At 67.9% G+C, this 20,204-nt stretch carries 20 protein-coding genes; 1 reads left to right on the plus strand and 19 read right to left on the minus strand.

Annotated elements, in window-relative coordinates:
* Positions 1-47: 47 nt before the first annotated feature.
* From ACWDAK_RS15985 to ACWDAK_RS16055, 15 genes are all read right to left on the minus strand, one after another.
* A complete protein-coding gene (locus ACWDAK_RS15985) occupies positions 48-2,888 on the minus strand; it encodes a LysM peptidoglycan-binding domain-containing protein (protein ID WP_427393457.1) in 2,841 nt (946 codons plus the stop codon).
* Positions 2,885-3,307: a pilus assembly protein TadG-related protein gene (locus ACWDAK_RS15990; protein ID WP_427393456.1), complete on the minus strand. Its 423-nt coding sequence runs from the start codon at positions 3,305-3,307 to the stop codon at positions 2,885-2,887. The genes ACWDAK_RS15985 and ACWDAK_RS15990 overlap by 4 nt, the downstream gene beginning before the upstream one ends.
* Positions 3,304-3,744 carry a TadE/TadG family type IV pilus assembly protein gene (locus ACWDAK_RS15995; protein WP_427393455.1) on the minus strand — a complete coding sequence of 147 codons (441 nt, stop codon included), beginning with the start codon at positions 3,742-3,744 and terminating at the stop codon, positions 3,304-3,306. Before ACWDAK_RS15995 ends, ACWDAK_RS15990 begins: the two co-directional genes overlap by 4 nt.
* Before the next feature lie 27 nt (positions 3,745-3,771).
* A complete protein-coding gene (locus tag ACWDAK_RS16000) occupies positions 3,772-4,173 on the minus strand; it encodes a TadE/TadG family type IV pilus assembly protein (protein ID WP_427393454.1) in 402 nt (133 codons plus the stop codon).
* 8 nt (positions 4,174-4,181) lie between these two features.
* Positions 4,182-4,388, minus strand: coding sequence for a hypothetical protein (locus ACWDAK_RS16005; protein ID WP_427393453.1), 207 nt, complete (start codon positions 4,386-4,388; stop codon positions 4,182-4,184).
* A gap of 31 nt (positions 4,389-4,419) precedes the next feature.
* Positions 4,420-5,310: a type II secretion system F family protein gene (locus ACWDAK_RS16010; protein ID WP_427393452.1), complete on the minus strand. Its 891-nt coding sequence runs from the start codon at positions 5,308-5,310 to the stop codon at positions 4,420-4,422.
* Complete coding sequence (locus ACWDAK_RS16015) at positions 5,307-6,161, minus strand: type II secretion system F family protein (protein WP_427393451.1); 855 nt, start codon at positions 6,159-6,161, stop codon at positions 5,307-5,309. Before ACWDAK_RS16015 ends, ACWDAK_RS16010 begins: the two co-directional genes overlap by 4 nt.
* The gene (locus ACWDAK_RS16020; protein ID WP_427393531.1) at positions 6,158-7,477 is read right to left on the minus strand and encodes a CpaF family protein; all 1,320 of its coding nucleotides are present in this window, start codon (positions 7,475-7,477) and stop codon (positions 6,158-6,160) included. Before ACWDAK_RS16020 ends, ACWDAK_RS16015 begins: the two co-directional genes overlap by 4 nt.
* The gene (locus ACWDAK_RS16025; RefSeq protein ID WP_427393450.1) at positions 7,477-8,298 is read right to left on the minus strand and encodes a hypothetical protein; all 822 of its coding nucleotides are present in this window, start codon (positions 8,296-8,298) and stop codon (positions 7,477-7,479) included. The genes ACWDAK_RS16020 and ACWDAK_RS16025 overlap by 1 nt, the downstream gene beginning before the upstream one ends.
* Positions 8,299-8,305: 7 nt before the next feature.
* A complete protein-coding gene (locus ACWDAK_RS16030) occupies positions 8,306-8,980 on the minus strand; it encodes an SAF domain-containing protein (protein WP_427393449.1) in 675 nt (224 codons plus the stop codon).
* A 49-nt stretch (positions 8,981-9,029) separates the two neighbouring features.
* Positions 9,030-9,671, minus strand: a complete 642-nt coding sequence (locus ACWDAK_RS16035; protein WP_427393448.1) for a hypothetical protein — start codon at positions 9,669-9,671, stop codon at positions 9,030-9,032.
* 236 nt (positions 9,672-9,907) lie between these two features.
* Complete coding sequence (locus ACWDAK_RS16040; RefSeq protein ID WP_427393447.1) at positions 9,908-10,408, minus strand: hypothetical protein; 501 nt, start codon at positions 10,406-10,408, stop codon at positions 9,908-9,910.
* A 512-nt stretch (positions 10,409-10,920) separates the two neighbouring features.
* Complete coding sequence (locus tag ACWDAK_RS16045) at positions 10,921-11,676, minus strand: methyltransferase domain-containing protein (RefSeq protein WP_427393446.1); 756 nt, start codon at positions 11,674-11,676, stop codon at positions 10,921-10,923.
* A gap of 58 nt (positions 11,677-11,734) precedes the next feature.
* Positions 11,735-12,442: a 2'-5' RNA ligase family protein gene (locus tag ACWDAK_RS16050; protein ID WP_427393445.1), complete on the minus strand. Its 708-nt coding sequence runs from the start codon at positions 12,440-12,442 to the stop codon at positions 11,735-11,737.
* Positions 12,443-12,457: 15 nt separating this feature from the next.
* Positions 12,458-13,849 (minus strand): helix-turn-helix domain-containing protein, encoded by a 1,392-nt coding sequence (locus ACWDAK_RS16055; RefSeq protein WP_427393444.1) that lies wholly within the window; start codon positions 13,847-13,849, stop codon positions 12,458-12,460.
* A gap of 335 nt (positions 13,850-14,184) precedes the next feature.
* On the opposite strand from ACWDAK_RS16055, the gene ACWDAK_RS16060 reads away from it, so the two are divergent.
* Positions 14,185-14,772: an HD domain-containing protein gene (locus tag ACWDAK_RS16060; protein ID WP_427393443.1), complete on the plus strand. Its 588-nt coding sequence runs from the start codon at positions 14,185-14,187 to the stop codon at positions 14,770-14,772.
* Between the two features lie 44 nt (positions 14,773-14,816).
* Here ACWDAK_RS16060 and serS read toward each other — a convergent pair whose 3' ends face one another.
* From serS to ACWDAK_RS16080, 4 genes are all read right to left on the minus strand, one after another.
* Entirely contained in the window at positions 14,817-16,049 is a 1,233-nt protein-coding gene (gene serS / locus ACWDAK_RS16065; protein ID WP_427393442.1) for a serine--tRNA ligase, read from the minus strand.
* Positions 16,050-16,138: 89 nt separating this feature from the next.
* A complete protein-coding gene (locus ACWDAK_RS16070) occupies positions 16,139-16,957 on the minus strand; it encodes a shikimate dehydrogenase (protein WP_427393441.1) in 819 nt (272 codons plus the stop codon).
* A 24-nt stretch (positions 16,958-16,981) separates the two neighbouring features.
* Positions 16,982-18,520 carry a hypothetical protein gene (locus ACWDAK_RS16075; RefSeq protein ID WP_427393440.1) on the minus strand — a complete coding sequence of 513 codons (1,539 nt, stop codon included), beginning with the start codon at positions 18,518-18,520 and terminating at the stop codon, positions 16,982-16,984.
* 22 nt (positions 18,521-18,542) lie between these two features.
* On the minus strand, positions 18,543-20,162 hold the full coding sequence (locus tag ACWDAK_RS16080) for a radical SAM protein (protein WP_427393439.1): 1,620 nt from the start codon (positions 20,160-20,162) through the stop codon (positions 18,543-18,545).
* Positions 20,163-20,204 lie beyond the last annotated feature (42 nt).

Consider the following 20,204-nt stretch of genomic DNA (forward strand, 5'->3'; position numbering starts at 1 on the left):
GATATTCAGTTCGAAGTCGCTACACGGTTACCCAGGTCCTCGGCCGCTCAGGGCCTTCCTGCCTGGCCCGGTAACGGACCGGCGGCGCGGTGTGCCGATCGCGCCCGCGGCCCTGCGTACGCCGGCCTGGAGACTGGATGGAGAAGTTCCTGAAGCGCCTTGGCGACGGCCGGTGTGGGCTTCTCTCCGAGCTCCACGAGACTGGAGGCCAGGCGTTTGGAGGTGGCGCGAACCGCGTCGAGGCGGCCAAGAGCAGCTTGGAGCTGCGCAAGACGGAGGTGGAGCTGCTCGTTGTAGCGGTCCAGGCCAATCGCCTCGTCGAGAAGAGCGATTGCCGCGGCGGGATCGTCGGGAGCAGCAGCGGCTGCCATTGCTCCAAAGGCATCGAGAGCGCGCCGGCGAGCTTCCTCACGAGTGGCCTCAGCCCACTCATACGCGGCTCCCGCACAGAGCTCGCCCGTATAGAGGTCAGCGACACGCCGGTGGGCGAGAAGGCGGCTTGCCGCGTCTGGAGCCGCAGCGCCCGTCCGGGAAGCAGCGAAGAACTCTGCGAGGTCGGTGGTGATGAGCTCAGTGTTCAGGCGGGTCAGGTCGCCGGTTGTCAGGATGGCGTTGACGGAGCTCGTGGCGCCGAGTGCGTTTCGGAGGGCGGTACGGATGCTGGTCTTCGCTGTGTTGAAGGCTTGCGTCCCGGCCTGTGGCGGCCGTTCCGGCCAGATGGCCTCCAGGATCGCGTCCTTGGTCATGCCGGCTGGGTGGACCGCGAGGTAGGCGAGGAGCTCCCCCGCAAAGCCGATGAGGCCTCGCGTGACGACTTCGCCCCGCACTGTGACAGTAAGGGGACCAAGCAGACTGATATGAACTGGTCGCTTTGCCGAGTCATCCGACGCTTTTCCTTCTTTCCGGACCGTGGCGCAATCTGCGCTGTCTTGCACATGGCTAATCCGCGGCGGCGCGACAACCACCGTGTCCGCTGGCAGAGGAGTCGGCCGACTGATTGCCGACTCGACGACTTCCTCTGCTGCGGGGTTTGCCGGGATTTCCTCCGGTGGTTCTTCTGGAATTCCTACGCGCCAGAGGCCAACTTCCGATTCTTCCGCTCCTTCGCCCGGACCGTGCTCATCTACGAGTGCGCCGACGGAGGTACTGAAGACTTGTCCCGCACCGTCGGGCAGGAGGCTGAGCAAGGTGTCGGCGGCCGCGGTGCTCAGATGGAAGAATCGGGCGGTGGTGCTGGCGGCGCTGCCGACGGGCGGGTTGAGTGTGGCAGTGCCATCGGCCTCCACCATCGCGGTCACGGCCCAGGGTGCGGGCGTGCTGGTCAGTAGCACTGCAGCCAGCCTCCGGGCTCGTCCGGATTTTAGAAGAGCGGACATCCTCGGCAGCTGATGCTGCTCGACATCGCCGAGAGCGAGCACAACAATCTGTTGACCCGCTGGCTGACCAGGGTGGCTCCCCCCGCCGCGCTGGGCTCGCGCCCTTGCGAGGAGGCGTTCTTCCAGGATGTTGAACGCCTCCTCGGTATCGCTGGTGTGTACGCAGCCCGGCCATGGGCGGCGGTGCATCAGCGCCGGGGCAAGCCGTGCGGCGAGCAGGTCGGGCAGGATGAGTTCGGCTGCCTCGGGGCTCGTCGCGGCTGCGACGAGCAACGACCGCAGTGCGTCCTCCGCGCCAGGGCCGTCGAGGGCGAGGGTGTTCTGATCCTGGCTGGTGAGCAGCTCCAGGAGCCCGAGTTGGGCCCCGTCTCGTGTCGCGATCGGGACGTCGGCGTTTGCCTCGGTTCCGGGCCCGGACGCAAGGCGGCTCGTGCGTCGCAAGGCAGCGGCCAGGGAAGAGTCCTCTGGCCGGAGGGGCTCGCTCTCGTCCGGTTGGGTGGGCGCGCCCGGGCGGTAGGTGCGGCGGCGTCGGAGCATCCGGGCAGAGGCAGCCGCACCGAGTCCGATGACAACGGACAGGGCCAGGAACCCGGCTGCTCCAGGAAGGTGGATCCCGGGCGCCGTAGCGGTCTCCCGTTCGTCTGCCGGTTGTTGCCCGAGAGTCTGGGCTTCGGGTGACGACGACGGGTGCGGCGCCGGTGACGGCGGGATATTCGGGGTGGCTGGCAGCGCGGAGTTCCCGCGCTGGGCTTGATTGATAGTTACCGCAGGCGCGGGCTGACGGACGGTGGCCTGCTGGGCATTGGTGGGAAGGTGGAGCGTCCAGCCAGGGTAGATGCGATTGGGATCGGTCAGCCGTCCACCGTCGTCTTGGAGGAGGCTGGCGTTGAGGTCGTAGATCTCGTTCCAGCGCAGCGGGTTGCCGAGGTGGCGGTCGGCGAGGCCCCAGAGTGTGTCACCCGCCTGCACCATCGTGTCGTCAGCCGATCCCGGGCTCTGGTCGGTGCGGTCGGTGCCTGCGCCTTGAGGGCTTGGGCCGGCAGCTGCGCTTGCTGTGGCGACTGGCAGTGGTCTGCCAGAGAGTGAGCCCGCGGCGAGCGCCGTCGACGGCCGGTTCAGAGACAGAACGCCGAGAGCGATGCTGACTACCAGGGCTCCGGTGATGGTGGAACGTGCGCTCAGGAGCTGCTGGCCGGCCGGTCCTGCGTGGAACGCACTTGGGAGTCTCGCCACGCACCAGACGATCTCGTAAGTGGTCTGGGCCAGGATCGTCAGCCACAGGGCCCACCCGAGAAGGACGAGGAGCCGCATCAGCGTGAACACCGAGGGTGCACCGGACAGTTCGGCATCCAGCTCGTCCCAGCTGGGTACATGGGTCAGGTCGAGCGGTGCGGCACAGGCGGTGAGGGCGTACGGCATTCCGACGAGGAGCGCGGCAAGCAGGAATGCTGCAGCGAACGCGCGGACGACGGCGCGAAGTCGGCCCGTGACCGGAACAGCCGCGAAGGTCATGAGGTGCCCTCCTGCCAGGCGGCACGGGCAGTCGCCGTGGCGGTGACTCGCAGGGAAGTGATACCGACAAGGGAGAGCAGCTGCGTGCGCTGGGTACGTTCGACCGTGACTGTTACCTCCTGAGTGGTGGCGCGGACCTGGCCCGTGGCACCTGCTGCTCGCAGATAGGTGTCGGCCGCAGACTGCGCCTCCCCCGGGCCGAGTTGCATGGTGCGGTCGGTTCGGAGCTTGGCCAGGTCAAGATTCCGGGCTCCGGCACGGGCGGCTTCCTGCGCCTGGCCGGAGGCCTCGACCTTGGCGGCGAGGACGAGTCCGCCGTCGGTAACTAGACCGAGCAGTGCGAGGAGGCCGGCGGCGATCGCGATGGTGAAGGCCGAGACCATTCCCGCGTCGGATCGCGGGCGGCGGAGTAAGGTCATGGGCGGTCCGAAATGTAGGTGTCGACCGGCGCGGTGAACCTTCCCGTGACGGTCTGTTGGCCGGGCAGCGGTACTGCGCCCAGGTCCGCGAGGGCGACGTCACAGCTGACGGTGACGGTGACCTGGCCGCCTGCGCGGAATCCGGAGGTGTCTGTGCTGGTGCGCGGGTCAGGGCACGAGGTCCCGGCATGGGCGAGAGCGTCTGAGGCCGTCCGGCTGGCGCTGGCTCTCGCCTCTTCCAGTGTGCGGGCGAAGGATGCGGCACGGGCTGCCTGGTGCGCCGCGTCATTGATGTCGAGGCGGGCACCGGCGAGACGCCCGAGTCCAACAGCGAGAAGAGCAAGCGCAAGGAGCAGAGGCGCGACCAGGGCCAGCTCAGTGGCGACGGAGCCCGCGTCCGACGCCCAACGACGCCTTGCCGCCTTACTGATTGACACGGTGCTACCTCCTTGGACGATGCCGGATCAGGAGCCTGCGAGGTGCTCGACCGGGCCAGCGGCATGGGCCTGCACCGGCAGATGCAGGAAGGGCAGGAGTGCGACGACGGTGCCCCGGACGTCGGCGGTGGCCTCGGTCGCGGTCCGTTGGACGGTCACGGTGGGCTGGTGGAGGCTCCCGGAGCCGATCTGTGCGAGGAGTTCTTCACCAGCGCTGCGGCCTGCTGCGGCATCGGAGTCCTCGACCCGTGCCGCAGCCAGTGCCCGGGCAGCGGCGGCCTGGGCGATGTGGTGGGCGTGAGCGACAAGCGCGAACTGCACGATTGCCATCAGCAGGAGCATGAGGAGCGGGGCAGCAATGGCGAGTTCGGCGCTCGCCGCGCCACGGTCCCGCCCCGGTGCCACCCTCCGGTTGGAGAGCTGGCGCATAACGGATGTCAGAAGGTCAGTCCGTTCGCCTTGTCGGTGACCTTGGCCGCGAGGATGCCGAGAGCTGCGATACCGAGGCCGATGAGGAGGGCCGTGATGATGACGGTCTCCGTCGTGTAGCCGGCGTCGGACCGCTCGCGTCCATACCGGGCCTTGAGGTGCCTGCGCACCTGGTGCCAGGTGCGGTGGATCGCGTCGGTGATTTCGGTACGCACGTTGAGGTCTCCAGTTCTGGGTGGCTCGGGATCAGAGGCCCGTGAGGGCATGGGTGAGGGCCGGGTAACCGAGGAAGAGCAGGAAAGCGGCGAAGAGCGTGACCACAGGCAAGCTCATGCGTTCGGTGGCGGAGGCAGCCTCTGCTTCGGTCTCGGCGAGAAGGTGGCCGCGCAGGCTGGCTGCCTTGGTGGCGAGCGACGCCTTGATCCGTGCTCCCTCGCTTCCGGCGAGGGCTGCGGTCGCCGCGAGCTCGGTCAGCTCGCTGACGCCGAGCCGACTACCGAGTTCGCCGAGCGGTCCCCAGGGGGCGCTTCGGGTGACTTCCGCCTGCTGCAAGGCTCGGCGGAAGGCGGCGAAGCCCTCCCCTTGCCCGGCGCGGGCGGCGTCGGCGAGGGCTTGCTCGACGCCGGCACCTCCGGACAGCGCGACGACTGTCAGGTCCAGCAGGACGGAAAGCGCGTGCCGGATCTCGGCTCGCCGCCGGCTGGCCTTCTGTCTGACCGTCAGGTCGGGGATGAAGAACAGCACTGCGCCGAGCACCATCCCGGCCCACACGGGAACCGCCCAGCCGGGGCCTGCGCCTGCGAGCGCCATCAGCGCGGTGACCGGAAGTGGGATGAGCAGGCCTGCCAGTGCCGCCGTGGCCTTCTCCGCGAGATGCCGCTCGACGGGAATCGACAGCGCGCAAAGGTCGGCTGAAAGCTTGGCGCCGGGCAGCCGGCAGCGTCGCAGAAGGGGGACGACGGCCGTACCAACCCGCGCGGCCCAGCCTTCACTGTCAGGCCGCGCGACTGGACGCTGAGGTGTAGCAGCGGCCGGGGCAAGGGCGTCGGCAAGGTCCCGGCGAGGCGGGCGCGCGCCAAGCCAGAGTGCGCACGCACCTGCACCGAACCCAGCGCCGCAGATGACGGCGGCGATCACGCTGCCTCCGTTTCGGCTGGCGGCGCGAGGAGCCGGGCAGGTTCGCTGAACGCGGCGATCTTGCGCAGCCACACGAACGCCGCCGCGAACAGGCCGCCGACCAGGAACAGCACCAGTTGCCCCTCGAGGCTGTCGAACGGCTGCAGGTACGGACGGTTCAGAACGACGAGCCCGACCGCCATGGCCAGGGTGGTACCGACGACAATCCGTACCGAGGTTCGGACACGGGCGCGGGAGGCGGCGGTCCGAGTGCGCATCGCCGCGTGTTCGCGCGCCGAAGCGGCCAGCCCTGCGAGCAGATCGCCGAGGCGACCGCTCTGTCTGGTGCTCGCGCCGAGCAGGGCCAGGACGACCAAGTCGCCGAGCGGATCGGCAAGGTCTGCCGCCAGCTGCTGCAGCGCGTCGGGTAGGCGTTGCCCGCGCCGGATCCGCTCGGCCAGCGCGCCCACTTGGCCGCGAACGCATGCGGGCGCGGTGCGGGCCGTGACGAGAAGTGCCTGCTCCAGGCCAGCAGCCGCGGAAAGGGTGTCGCGCAGTTGCTCCGTCCAGGAGGCAATCGCCTCAATCCGCTCGATCGCGACCTGTCCCTGGCGGTCTCGCCCGAGCAATCCCGGCAGTGCCCACACAGCAAGCCCGGCAAGCACGCCCGCCACGGGCCAGCCCGTCACCGCCAGGGAGGCAGCCGCTGCCACCGCGGAGACAACCAGCTGCCGACTCGGTCTGATTCTGAGCCGCCACGCCGCGGGTCCTGCCGAGTCGGTGCTCACCTCGCCTGGACGAAAGGCCGTGCAGACGGTCCAGAGCCCAGCGCCGAAGCCGGCGCCGAGCAGCGTGACGGCCGCGGAGATCACGGCGACCACTCCCCGTCCGCCGGGCCCGGGCAGTAGCCGACTGCCTCCAGATCGGCGAGGGTCTCGGTGCGTAGCGGCGTCGCGTAGACCGCGCGCCGGGCCGGGCCCGGCCGGAAGACCTCGTTCGAGATCAGCTGGGCGCCGTCCGCACCGATGATCTCCCGGATCGATGACACTGCTCTGCGCCCCTCGGTGTCCCGAGCCAGGTGGATCACGAAGTGGACCGCGGACGCCACCAGCAGGTTGGTCGCCTCCAAGCTGAGTCGCTCGGGCGCCTGCACGGCGTACGCCGCGAGCTTGGTGAACACTCCGCGGGAGGTGGAGGCGTGGATCGTCGACAGGGAGCCGTCGTTGCCCTGCGACATGGCGTTGCACATCGGCACGACCTCGGCGCCGCGGATCTCGCCGACGATCACCCGGTCCGGTGCCATGCGAAGGCCCCAGCGTACGAGCTCTGCCTGGTCGATCGCGCCCTCGCCCTCGATGTTCGCCTCGCGCGCCTGCATCGGTACGACGTCGCCGTGGAGGCCGTCCTGGTGAAGCCCGAGTTCGTAGGTGTCCTCGATGGTCACCAGCCGCTCGGCCGGCGAGATCTCCGACGCCAGCGCGCGCAGCAGCGTTGTCTTGCCCATGTTCGTGCCGCCCGCGACGATGATGTTCTTCCGGGCCTGGACAAGAGCGCGGAGCAGGGACTCCACTTCCCGGTCGAACACTCCAAGACCCCTCAGCTGCGGCAGCGTCGCGCGCGGATACCGGTGCCGGCGGATCGACAGCGACACGCGATCTGAGACAGCCATCACCGCGAACATGCGTGAGCCGTCGGGGAGCTGCACGTTCAGTCTCGGCACTGCGCGGTCGAAGCGGCGTTCCTCGGCACCACCACGCGCCGCGACCGTGCGGATCAATTCGACCAGCTCACTGTCCGAGGAGGCGATCGGCGGGGCCTGCTCCTTGCGGCCGTCGGCGTAGCGGACGAACACGCGATCGCAGCCATTCACGTCGATGTTCTCGACGTTCGGATCATCCAGGAGCCGCTGGAGTCCGCCAAGGCCGAACAGCGCATCGTGCACCGTTCGGACCGCGCGCTGCTCGATTAATGGGTCGAATGCCGGAAGCCCCGTGGACAGCAGCCGCTGGGTGTAGCGTTCGAGCGCCTCCGAGATCAAGCGCTCCCCCAGTGCGCGGCGCTGGCGCCCGCTCAACGGCGCCTGGCCGGATGTCTCGGCTTCCTGCGTGTGGGCAACCAGCAGCTGCCCGACTTCTGCCCGCAGCGCGTCGACGAGCTCGTGCTCGCCGAGACCAGCCTGTGCGGCCATCACGGCTTATGACCTCCCAACATCGCTGCCAGCCCCGACCGTTCCGGCTCTCCAGAGTTCCCCGCCCGCGCCTCGTCGGGCTGTGGGAGAAGCTGGGAGAGGCCCAGAGCAAGGTGGTAAGCGGCATCGAACAGCGGGTTCGGCCGCCGCCGTCGCCTCAGCCAGCTGGGCCGGACCGACGGCCCTCCCCGCAGCACCCCGGCGGTCGCATGGTCGACCGGCAGAAGGTGGCACTGATCAGCGCCGAGCACGTGGGCGATCTCCTGCGGTGGCCACGCGCACGGCCCGACGACCGTCACGACCACATGTTTTACTCCGGGTCGTAGACGGCCCACGGCCGCCTCCGCATGCGCCAGCTCCTCAACAGAGCCGCACGTGACCAGGACCGCAGCATCAGCGGCACCTACGAGCTCTCCCACCGGACCAAGCGGTGCGCCGAGCCGCCCGATGTCGGCCACGACCGTGCCGGAGGCAAACTCGCCCTCGGCCCAGAGTGACTCGAGGGCAGCGAGCGCCGCAGTGCTTTTCTCAGCCGCAGCGGGGGCGGGTACGACCAAGACGCCGCCCTGCAGCCGCTGGGCGTGCGCGCGTACGACCTCCTCGCTCAAGCCAGTCCGGCGAGCAGCAGCCGCCAAGGTGACCAGGGACAGCGAATCGGGCAAGCCGAAGCGGAGCATCACCTCACCACCTGCCGGGTCGGCCTCCACCACCACGGGCTTGCCGAACCCAGGGCCCTGGCCGGGCCAGGTGACGGCCAGGGCCAGCGCAACCGCGCTCGCACCCGGTGATCCCTTGGCCGAGCACACCACGATCAACGCCATCTCGCCGTCATCTCCCGGGACCCGGAGCCTGTGCAGGCAGCACGATCACAGCTGGCTCCTGCAGCTGTGCGACACGGGCCGCCTGCCCCTGGTCGCACAGCACCGTGACCGCGGTAACAGCCGCACCTCCGGCACCCGGCCGGACATCGAGCACCGTCCCACGTACACCGGCCTCAGCCCCTGAAGCAGGACCAGAGCCGGAGACCTTCGTCTCGGAAACCACCACCTGCGCACCTGGGTTGACCATCGGAGGCACCTTGCCGGCCTTGACCGACACCGACACCAACGCCTGCCCTGGCCCAGGCACCGCCGATACGAGCACGCCCTCCGACAACAGCGATCCGGCCGGGAGCGCCGACCCAACCACTCGGCCGACCAGGTCGGCGCGCTGGGACGCCGGAACCACCGGCACCTCGAGATGGCTCCCGATCGTGACCACCCGCAGGTCGCCCGCGGCCAGCACCTGACCGTACGACACTGGCCGGGCCAGGGTGACCACCGATGCCTGATCGCTCGATGCGAACGCCGTCACCCAGAACCCCGCTGCACACACCACCATCACGCCGGCGCCCGCCAGCATCCGCATGCGATGTCTGCGCCGCACAACGCCGATCCGTCCACGGCCGAGCGGATCACCGCCGACCTTCGGACCCCGCGCGCTCGGCACTACCGTCGTCGCCAAAGCCATCTCCTGCTGCCATCCGGAACCGTCCTGAACACTCCTTGGCCGACTACTTCGTCACCAGGCTCTGCACCTCCACCGCCCGCACGGTCAGCTCCGACGTCGTCGCCAGATCCGGGTACGTTCCGCCCTGTCCTGCACCTGACCAGCTCACCGACCAGTGGACCGTCACCGACACCGTGAGCGCCCCATCCGGCCGCCCGGCCGACGGCCGCAGATACGTGTAGCCGCAGTCAGGCGACGGCGACGCCGCGTCGAAGGTGGCCGAATAGGGCGTGCCCGCTCCCTTGCACTCCACTGTGGAGCCGTCCCCCATCGCCCACGTCACCGACGCGGGGCTGGCAACTGCCACGACAGACACCCCCGGCACTTCGGCCGTCGCCTGAACCGGCTTCCACTGCCGCGACTCCACCCACAGCCACGTCGGAACCCGCACCACCTGCGGCCCTTGAGCGCCCGGGCTGAGCCGAACCTCCGGCTTCGGCAGGTCGAGGGAGGAGACAGCCTTCTCCGCAAGCACTTTGGGATCGACTGCCTTCGCAAGCTCCGTCCCTGTGCCGAGCCCTGCCCAGAGCGGTACGTCCGACGGGACCCCGGGACCTGCCGCGCCCTCGTAGAAGCCGCGTCCGCAGTCGAGCAGGTACCACTGCCCGCGCTCGCCGGAGGGCAGGGGCACGACCTCGGAGGTCAACACCGTGGAGCAGACTGGCTTGGAACCATCTGTGCCGGAACCCGGTGACGCAACGTGGGGAGCACCGCCTTGGCCATTGGCAGCACCGCCGCCCTGCGCAGCAGCGCTCAGGTCGCACCGGGTGGCGCTGCACAGTGCGGCTCCCGTGGTCGTCAAGGTGTCATCCTGGCCGCCGTCGGCTACCGGGGCCAACAGGGCAAGCGCAAGCATCGACGGGCCCAGCAGCGCTCCGGGGATCAACACGTTCCCACTTCGCCGATGAGCTGCTCAGACACCACCCAAGACCCGTCCCAGCGCTTCGTGATCGCTGCGGCTGACCGGTGGCGGCCACCACCTGCGTCCGCGGCCAACTGCCCGTCAACGGTGAAGTGCTGCCAGTGACTGGAGTCGAGGCAGTCGGTGACCTCCACCCGGTTCGGCGAATCCTGCGGCGATACGGATGTGACCACCGGCTTCGAGGTCAGCAGCCCCTTGCTGACCTTCCCCTTGCTCTGGTCCTTGGCAAGCTGCTCCGTCCAGAAGGTCAGCGGCTTGCCCATCATGTGCTTCGCGATCCGGGGATCGGTATAGGCGGAAGTCTGAGCCACCGCCATGATGTCTTCCCACATGGCGCTGTACGCGGCCAAGGCCTCCGGCGGCGCCGGCACTCCCGACCAGGACGGCGCGGCATCATTCGTCGGACTTGTCTGGGCCGCTGACGGGGAGATCGGTGCTCCCAGCGACGACGAGGTCTTCACGTCCGCGTCCTTGATCCGGGCAGCACCCTGACAACCAGCAGCGCATCCGAGCACGAGGACGAACGCCGCCGCTGCCATCCGTCGCCGCCGACTGCCGACGCAGACCCTCATCACGTTCCCTGGCCTCCCAATCCGCCACCTGATCCGCTGGAGCCATCGCCAGTGCGAACCCGAGGGCACTGAACTAAACGTTCGCCAGGCTCACTCGGATGCAACCATCGTCTGCATTCACACCGATGAGTGAGAAATCAGACGAAATGCCATCGCATTGGACAAGCCACCACCAGGCGAACCTCCTCGGTGTCCGAGGAACCTGCTGGCGACGACCCGACTCGCTTCGGGTGTAGCCACGACAGCATCGGAACAATCCTGGGTGAAGGTGTCGTTCACGGACACGAAGGACAGCCCACTGGCTCTAACGGTGCTGGCAGGACCAATTTGGCTGGCCAGCCGGAGTCAGGCAGTCTCTGACGATCGGAATCGCTCGGCAGAGACCCACCCTGCGGCTGGGGTCAAGCTCGGGCTGTCACCACCACTGCTGTCTCGGCGAGGAAGAAGCGTCCGTGATCTGCGGCGAGTCGTAGCGCCTCGTGCCAGGCCTCGATCTCCGTAAGAGACACAGAACCCCGGCCCTTCGACGCGGCACTGGTCAGCGCCTGCCGAATGTTCTCGATCCGGCGGCCGGCATGACCGCTCAGCTCGGTCGAGCTCGTCACCCATGGGTGGACCCGTTCTACCAGCAACGGCGAGTCCTTCACCAAGCCGGGCAGCTTCCGCCCGATCCTTCCGTCCGCGTAGTCCATCCACGGCTGCTGGTCATCAGTGAAGGCGTGGCAGATCCGCCTGTCGAGGTCGCGGGTCGCGCCCGAAATCACGAGGGAGTCGAAGTCGACGTGTGCCACCACCGCCCGGCCACCGGGCTTGAGAACGCGCGCAATCTCCGCGAGAAACGCAGCAGGATCCGGAAGACACTCAAGGACGTTGTACGAGACCGCGGCATCAACACTGCCATCGGACAACGGGAGCCTTTCGGCCAGATCTGCCACCTCGATCTCGGCGCCACCCTTGTGGTCTGCCAACAGGCCCCGGGTGGCCTCGACGCTCTCCGCCGATCGGTCGAAGCCGATCAAGCGGGCACTGGGGACCCGACGGGCAAAGGCCGCCAGGGTAGGGCCTGTTCCGCAACCCAGATCCACGACGCATCCGCCATCGCGCACCGCCGCTGAATCCACCAGGTGGTCGTGGATCAGCTCGTCAGCGTCTGACATTCGCTCTCCCCTCTCAGCCTCGCCTATCTCGCGAGGAAGGCCTCCAGCGCGGCCCGGATCACCCGCCGAGTCGCACCCGCGCAAGGCTCGTCCACCAATAGCGCCGACCATCCCGCCGGAGCTCGACCAATTCGACGCTGGGCACCGCGAGTTCCACTGATTCCAGATTACGCAGACCCGCGATCACCTTCCTTAGCGGTTCGGCCGGCGCCTCCTGGTTGCAGTAGCCGATGCCCAGATGCGGCCTCAGTTGATCCGCCGTTGTCCTCACCTCCGCGCCGACAGCAGCTCCGGCCTCTACCAGCACGTCGGTAAGGCGCAGGATTGGTGTCCAAGGCGCGAGGCTGAAACGTACGGCGCCACGCGAGCCTGCGAGAGGGAGGACTTGGAGCGCGAAGGGCTCCAGCTCGGCACAAAGTGCCCGGGCCGAGGCCACCAGGGACTCAACCTCCTTGTCGTCAGCCACCGCAACGCGGCTGAGGGTGATGTGCAAGCCGTCGACGGGAGTGAGGTCCAGCTCTGGTCTGGACAGGTGCTTCTGGCAGTGAGCCGTCAGTGCGTGCACCGACCGCGCATCGTCCATCGTGATGAACCAGTAGAGGCGGCGCCGGCCGGGCGCCCACGCTGGCCTGTCCCAGTGGTTGACCATCGTGGTCACCTCCGAGAAGGCTTTCCAGTCATGATCCGCGATGACCTGAGGGTCGGTGAGCGAGGGTGGCTGGTCAGCTGGGAAGACGGAGGCCGCAGCGGGCGCGCTCGGGTGCATCGAGTCTCTCTTTGCTTACGGTGTGCGGGCGGCGGAATCGGAGGACACCGCCTCGATGACGTACGCGGCTTTCTCCGCCCTCCACTGTGCAAGCTCCGCAGCGTATTCGACCACGGCGTCGAGCCCGGACCAGGGCTCGGCAAGTGAACGAAGTTCGTGGGCTCGCTGAACGACAGAGCGGATCGGGTTCGCCTCTCCCGACCGGAGCGCTGCTCTGCCGAGCTCCATCGCCCGTTCGACATCCGGGTTCGAGCGCTGCAGGTGGGAAGCTGCGACATCGAGGGTGATCAGAGCGCGGCTCCATGCCGAATCGGCCTCGTGAACGTAGTGATCGATCTGCTCGGCATAACTGACGACCTTGGGGGTATCCCCGAGCGCTAAGTAGGCCGTCGTCGCGTTTGCCAGGATCCGCGCCATACCGTAGGGCTCGAAGGAGATGCAGGGGGTGAGGCCCGGCGGTGTGCCTATCCGCTCGGCCAGTATCAGGGCCTGCCCGACGGCCCGCTCGGCGCCCTGTCGATCGTTGATCTTCCCAAGGGCGCGTGCCTGCCCGTTGACCAGTAGCCGAATCGCTTGGGGGCTGGCGGGCGCAACGTGGACGCCGACCTCCGCGAGATCGTTCGCCTCCTGGTATCGGCCCGCGTAGTAGGCCTCCAGCGACTGCGTCCCGCGGACCCACGCCATCAACTCGGCGTCCTGGACCACATCAGCCAGCTCGTACGCCTCGGTCAGGTACGCCTTGGCGGAAGCGGGGCGGCCAGCATTGACGGCCATGTAGCCGAGGAGTCCGGCTGCGCGAGCAGCGAGGACGTATAGGGACTGGCGCTGCCGAGGATGCTGCCGCCCGGCCAGCAAGTCGTGCACCGACGCCCGCAACTTCGAGCCGACCGGCGCGAGGGCCTGCGGTCCGCTCGCCTCGTAGGACGAGACAAGGACGTCGATGGAGTGCTCGAGCCGCTCGAGGTGCGCGAGGTCCACGTTCACCGCGGTGATCGCACTCAACTGACTTGCGATCGTCGCCGGATCGTCCCAGCCCGGCAGGGACGCCTCACTGTCTCGCCCGAAGGTCTCACTCCGACCCAGCGAGGGCAGGGCAGTCGGCAACGCGGCGATCAACTGGTCAGGGATGCCAAGGCCGGCAGCCCACTGCCGCAGCTGGTGCCGGTCGCGGATCGCCTTCTTCCCGTTCTCCAGCCGGCTGACCTCGGCCTGGTCGATGCTCACGAGACGGGCGACCGCTGCCTGGGACAGGCCCGTGTGCCGCCGGTAGGAGCGGACGACCGCGCCCAAGTCCCAGCGCTGCAGAGCGGCCGCCACCTCGGGCAGCTCCCAGAAACTCCCGTCTACCTTCGCCGCCGTCCCGCGCCCGCACGCTGCGCATTGCCGCTGAGCGTTGTAGCGGCTCAAGGTCGCGCCGCACCCTGTGCAGCGCTGCCGCAAACTCTCCACGTCCCACCCCACTCGGTACGTGACCAGATGACTCCGCTGAGTCCAGACTGCCACAGCCGCCAAAGTGATTTCGTGCGATAAACAGACCCCCATGGCCAGCCCTTGGAATCGGGCGGGTGCGGCGGCAGCTGGAGGCGCTTCGGGCCCGCGGGCCGCACGACGTTCACCCAGTCGGCGTATTTCCCGATGCCCGTCCGTGGTTGATCTTGTCGGATGGTAGTCAGGCCCCGTCCGAGCTGCGTTCGCGCATACGGATCGCGCCGACCGCTTCGTCCACACCGTGGGAGGCCGGGATGGACACATCCTTCTCAGGGGTGGCCAGGCGATACCAGCTGGAGCCGTATGCCACCCAGGCCGAGCCGTACTACGCCGCCAAGGATCCCGCTCACGACTTCGTGCACATCCGGAGGATCCTGGAACGGCTTGAGCTGCTGCGCGACGGGGAGGAGCTCCGCCTCGACCTGCTGTACTTCCTGGCCTGCTACCACGGGCTTGCCCGACAGCTTGATCACTCAGGGTTCCGTGAGGATACGGCGTCCTCGCTAGACGCACTCGGATGGGAACCCGACGAGATCAGCCAGGCGTTCGCGTGCCTTAAGCGCCATCTGGAGGACCCCGAGCTCATCGAAGAGCAACTGGTCCATGATGCCAACTACCTCGAATCAGTAGGGGCCTTCGGGATCGCCAAGGCGTTCACAACCGGCGGCGCCCGAGGACAGCACTACGAGGAGACAATCGAGCGCGCCAGGTTCTTCATCAACCGTCCGGTCTTCCGTACCGCGGCCGGCAAACGCGTGGCTGCCGAGCGCCGGGCCTACGCACACGCCTTCCTTGACGCCCTGGAGGCCGAACTCGGCCCGAATGCCGTCCGCCCGAGCTGAGGTGCTCGGGTGGACGGCTTGCGCGCGCGCACTCTCCGGGCCGATCAGCCGGCCTTGCCGAGCGTGGCCGGCGCGCCGTACTGCTGGAGCACCTCTGGGACCGCGACGACGCCGCGCTCGTCCTGGAAGTTCTCCATTACCGCGAGCAGGGCCCTGGCAGTGATCCCAGTGCCGTTGACCGTGTGAAGGAACTCCGTGCCGTTCTCGCGCCGTACGCGAGCGTTGAGCCGACGGGCTTGGTAGTCGGTCGTGTTGGAGCAGGAGGTCACCTCGCGGTACCGCTCCTGGGCGGGGAACCAGGCCTCGATGTCGTACTTCTTCGCGGCTGGGTTGCCCAAGTCGCCGACGGCGATGTTGACGACGCGGTACGGCAGGCCGAGCGTCTGGATGATCTCTTCCTCGTACGCCAGGATCTCGTCGTGGATCTGCTCCGACTCCTCGGGGAGGCAGAAAACGAACATCTCGACCTTGTCGAACTGGTGGACGCGGAACATCCCGCGGGTGTCCTTGCCGGCCGACCCCGCCTCGCGCCGGAAGTTCGTCGAGAAGGCGGTGTAGCGGGCCGGCAGCTCGTGCTCCTCCAGACGCTCGTCCATGTGGAAGCCGCCCAGAGCGACCTCGGAAGTGCCGCTGAGGTACAGCTCGTCCTTGTCGAGGCGGTAGAGGTTGCTCTCGTCGGTGGGCAGGTAGCCGGTGCCGTACATGGCGCGCTCGTTGACCAGCACCGGCGGCAGGAGGTAGGTGAACCCCTTGCTGATGACCTTGTCCAGCACGAAGCGGTACAGCGCCTGTTCGGTCAGAGCGACGTCACCGACCCGGTACGCGAAGCGCGCTCCGGAAAGCCTGGCGCCCCGCTTCATGTCCACCCATCCTGTGCGCGAGGCCAGTTCGAGGTGGTCCTTGGGCGTGAACGAGAACTCCGGGATGTCGCCCCAGGTGCGGACGATCTCGCCCTCGTCCTCACCCCCGGCAGGTGCGGTCGGGTGCGGGAGGTTCGGAATCGTGTCGAGAAGCCACTGACGCCGGGTGCTCAGCTTCTCCAGCGCCTCCTCCGCCGTGCCCAGTTCCTCCTTGAGCTTCTTCAGCTCCTCAATCTGCTCCGGCGTCGGCGCGCCCTTGGGGCGCTTCTGAGATCGAAGCCGGTCGACTTGGTCCACAAGTTCACGCCAGGACGCGTCGACCGTGAGAAGGTCATCGAAGTCCTGAGCCGCGCCCCGCCGGGCGAGGGCGGCGCGGAAGAAGTCGGGCGCTTTGCGAGCGGCTTTCAGATCAATCACCCTGGTCATTGTAGTGACCTGGCGCCGGTCTGGTGACATCAATATTCACCACAGCTCCTACGGATGTTCGAGATTGATTGATCATCAGATCAACAACTCAATGCGCCGAGGACAGCCGCGCTGGCAGCGCGCATAGCTTCGATCGGGGCTTCGCGGCACCCGGTCTGAAGGACGACCTGGCGCGCGGCCTGGTGCAACAGCATTGGCAGCCCTCCGATGACCTGTGTGCCCTCTCTGGCCGCGGCCAGCGCAAGCGGTGTCGGCCACGGCTGATAGAGCACGTCGAGCAAGGTCTTCGGCGCGGGAAACCGACAGCGCGCCAGTCCGTCTGTGGCCCCAGGTGGTAGAGCCGAGATCACCAGGTCCGCCTCCAGATGCCGAGGGGCTTCGTTCCACGGCTTGAGGTCGACGGAGACCCCAAGCCTGTCAGCGGCCTCCAGAAGTGGACCAGCTCGGGAGTGATCCCGTGCGACAACGGATGCGCCAGAGCACCCAAGTGTTCGCAGTACTGCGAGTGCTGTCGCCGCCGTGGCACCTGCTCCAAGAATGGCCGCCGTGGCAGGCCGCTCGACGCCGGACTCGCGGATGGCTTCAGCCATGCCGTGCACGTCCGTGTTGTCGCCGACCTTGCGCCCGTCCTTCACGATGACGGTGTTCACCGCACCGACGGCGCGTGCGAGCGGAGTGAGCTCATCGAGCAGTGGCAGCGCGGTGCGTTTGAGCGGCATGGTGAGGGACAAGCCGCCCCAGGTGTCGTCCAGGGCGGCGAGGAAGCCTCCGAGTTGCTCGGGACTGCATTCGATCGCTTCATAGGTCCAGTCGAGGTCGGCCGCCCGGTACGCGGCCCTGTGGATGACGGGAGACAACGCCCCGCGGATCGGCGATCCGAGGATGGCGACCCGTTTCATGACGTGCGGCTCCTCTCGCCGAGGTCAGATGAAGAGGTTCTCGTACTTCCAGTACTGGATCTCCCACTGCGTGGCCAACGGATCCTGCGCTGCCTCGGGATTCAGCAGTCCGCGCTCCACCAGCGTGTCCTGGAGCTTGCCGAACTCCCGCCACCCCCAGGTGAGGAACTCCCGAACGTCGGCGACCAGAGCTGCTGGCCGCAAGACGGCATCCTCGAACGGCAGGGCTTTCAGGAAGGCCAGGCCCGAGGATCCGTAACGGTGCAGGGGCGGGAGGTGGCCGTCCTCCAGCATGGCCAGGGCTTCGAGCAGCTGGTCGATCACCTGGAGCTGGTACCACCGGCAGGTAAAGACCTGGCACCGCTTGGCCGCCTTGTCGACCACACGCAGCTTCCTCCAGATGACGAAGTTGACGAACCGCCACCTACGCTTCTGCAGCTCGACGCCTAGCGATCCACTGTCCCTCTGGGCGAGGCCAGCCAGCCATCGGAACGGCTCCGCCGTCCGCATGAGCCCGTCGTATGTTCTGCTCACGACGCGGTCGGAGCCCAGCTCCGACGCGAGGTAGACGACCTCACCGGCCCTGGCTGCTTCGCGAGCAGCTTTGTGGAACGCATTGCCGGGTGCCCGGTCCTTGGCGACCCAGATCGTGCCGAGGTCATCCGTGTAGGGCGTCGCGAGATGCTCCAGTGCTGACGCCCAACCGCCGACGGCGGGCCCAGCCCCGTCGAGACCGAGCAACTCGCTGTGTTCCAGCAGAACGGCTTCCAGATCGGGAACCGTCCACTGCGCCAGGGCGAGGTAGCCAGCGAGCCTCCGGTGGGCGTCGAACGTGCTTGAGGCTCGTCGATTGCCGCCCAGCATGGCCTCGGCATAGGTACTCCGCCACTTGGGGTGCGGCGCGTACCGCCCGGCATCCAGGTAGGCGAGCTCCAATGACGCCGTAGCGGACCGAAAAGCACTGCGGACGGTTGCGAGTGTCAGCCCCTGCTGGTCGGCGAGGCGGCGGGACGTCTCGCTCCAGGTGACAATGCGGGTGCGCGCGTCGTCCTTGCGGGCCTGCAGGACGTCAGCTGGCCAGTGTCCGGCGCGGCGCAGCAGCCTGGCGTGGATCCCAGCCGGATCGTGGATGGGATAGGAGTCGAGAAACCAGGTGAGGAGCCACTCACTCTGCCGGTGCCAGTTCTCCCGCCGCTCCGGGTGGTGGAAGAGGGCGCTCAGATCCGCGCGTTGAAGGCTCTCGATCTCGAATCGCATGCCCTTGTCGCAGACCTCGCCGTAAAGGGTGGAGAGGTCGAGGCTGTCGATCAGCTGCTGAAGGCGGGCGACATGCCGGAGGTAGTCCCGCTCGCGTTCGAACATGATGAACATGTCGAGGTCGGAGTGCTGGTCGGCAGCGCCGTAGGCGACCGAGGAAGTGATCACGACTGCGATCCGGTCCTCGATCGCCGGCAGGTGTCGGCGGATGGCCGGGAGCACGTGGTCACGGAATGCTTCGGTGGCGCTCTCGCGCAGCCGCAGGGAGTCCCTGGTCGGCTGCGCGAGAGCAGGTGCTTCGGTCATGGGGCTGTGTCTCCCTGGTGGCTCAGTCCAGCGTCTGGTGTCCGATGGAATAGGAGAGCGTCCGCGGCCGGGCCGAAACCTCTCCGAACAGCAGCTGCCGCTCGGTCTGGCTCGGCCTGTGCCACCAGGTGTCGTTGATCGACCCGCGGGGCCTGACCTGCTGGAAGAGGTCGTCGATGAAGAGCCGGTTGAAGCGCTTGGTGTACTGGCAGCTGCGCAGGTCGATGGCCATCTCGTCGCCGGTGTGGACCATGGCGTCGTAGGCGCAGCCGTTGCCGCACATGCCTCGGGCCTGGCAGCCGTCGCAGTGCGTGTAGTAGATGGGCGACCGCTTCCGCCACTTGTCAACGATGGTGGAGCGGTAGGCCTCGACGTCGAGTTGGCGCATGGAGAGGCGGTCCATGACGAGGAAGCTCTTGCACGGGCCGACGTTGCCCTTGGCGTCGACGTTGAGGTTGGTGCCGCCGGCCGCGCCGCAGTCGTGGAACCGGTAGCGCTGCTGCACGAACGGCTGGAGCTTCCGGTAGACGAGCTCCAGGAACAGTCCCCGGTCCCGGAAGGTCTGGTGGATGCCGTACATCCGGTCGGCGTAGCGGTCGGGGTCGACCAGCTGGTCGAAGTCCTTCTGGTCGGGGGTGGGCGGCTTCATGAAGTTCACGCCGAGCCCAGTGGGCTGGTAGGTGTCGAGGAACCACCTGATGATCTCTTCGGAGCGGTCGAGGTTGTGCTGTCCGAGCACCATCGACAGGGAGACCTCCGCGCCCGCTTTCCTGAGCTGCCGCACACCGGCGTCAACCATGCGCCAGGAGCCGCGGCCTCCGTGGTTGCGGCGGAGGGCGTCGTGTACCTGGGCCGGGCCGTCCATGGACACGATGCACTTGACGTCGTGTTCGGCGAGGAAAGCGGCCTGGCGTTCGCGGATCAGCGTGGCGTTGGTGCCGATGACGAACCAGAAGTTCTCTCCCGGGCGGGCAGCCCGTTCGGCGGTCTCGACGATGTGCCGGACCTGGTGGAAGAACAGCGTCGGCTCGCCGCCGGTGATGTGGATGATCTTCGGCCGGTCGACTTCGGAGTGCGTGAAGAAGAACTGGATGACCTCGGCCAGCCGGTCGGCATCGGTGGGCTCCGCTTGCGGCGCGAGCACGTTGGGGATGACCTTGCAGTACGAGCAGGAGAGGTTGCAGACGTCCGTCAGCAGGATGCGCAGCAGGGTGAAGGAGACCTCCATCTCCGTCTTGCTGTCCTCCTGCCGCATCAGCGACCGGTGGAACGTCTCTGCGTGACCGCCCGCTGGTGTGACGAAGCCGTGCGTCTGCATCGCCTGGGCGAGCACGGGGTCGGCGGGCTGCCGGTCGGCTTGGATGTCCTCGAAGGTGTCCCGCAGGATGCGTCCGCCGTACAGCTGTTCCTGCCGCAGGGCGTTGTTGAGGCACCAGGCTCCACCGCCGAGGTAGAGGAGCTGGGTGTTGGTCTCGGCCTGCGGCCCGGTGTAGCGGACCGGCGCGGCGGGAAGGGCGTCGGCGCCGGGGTACACCTGTGTGGTGGCGATGCTGCTGCCGCTGAGGATCGGAAGGCCGTCGCGGCCGTAGCCGTCGGTGTCTACGGTGGTGGCCGGCCGGACGCGCGGGATCGGGAGGAGCACCTGCGCGTGAGTCGTGGCGGTCGGAGGGGTGCACGAACCGCA

The organism is Kitasatospora sp. NPDC001175, from assembly GCF_053598215.1.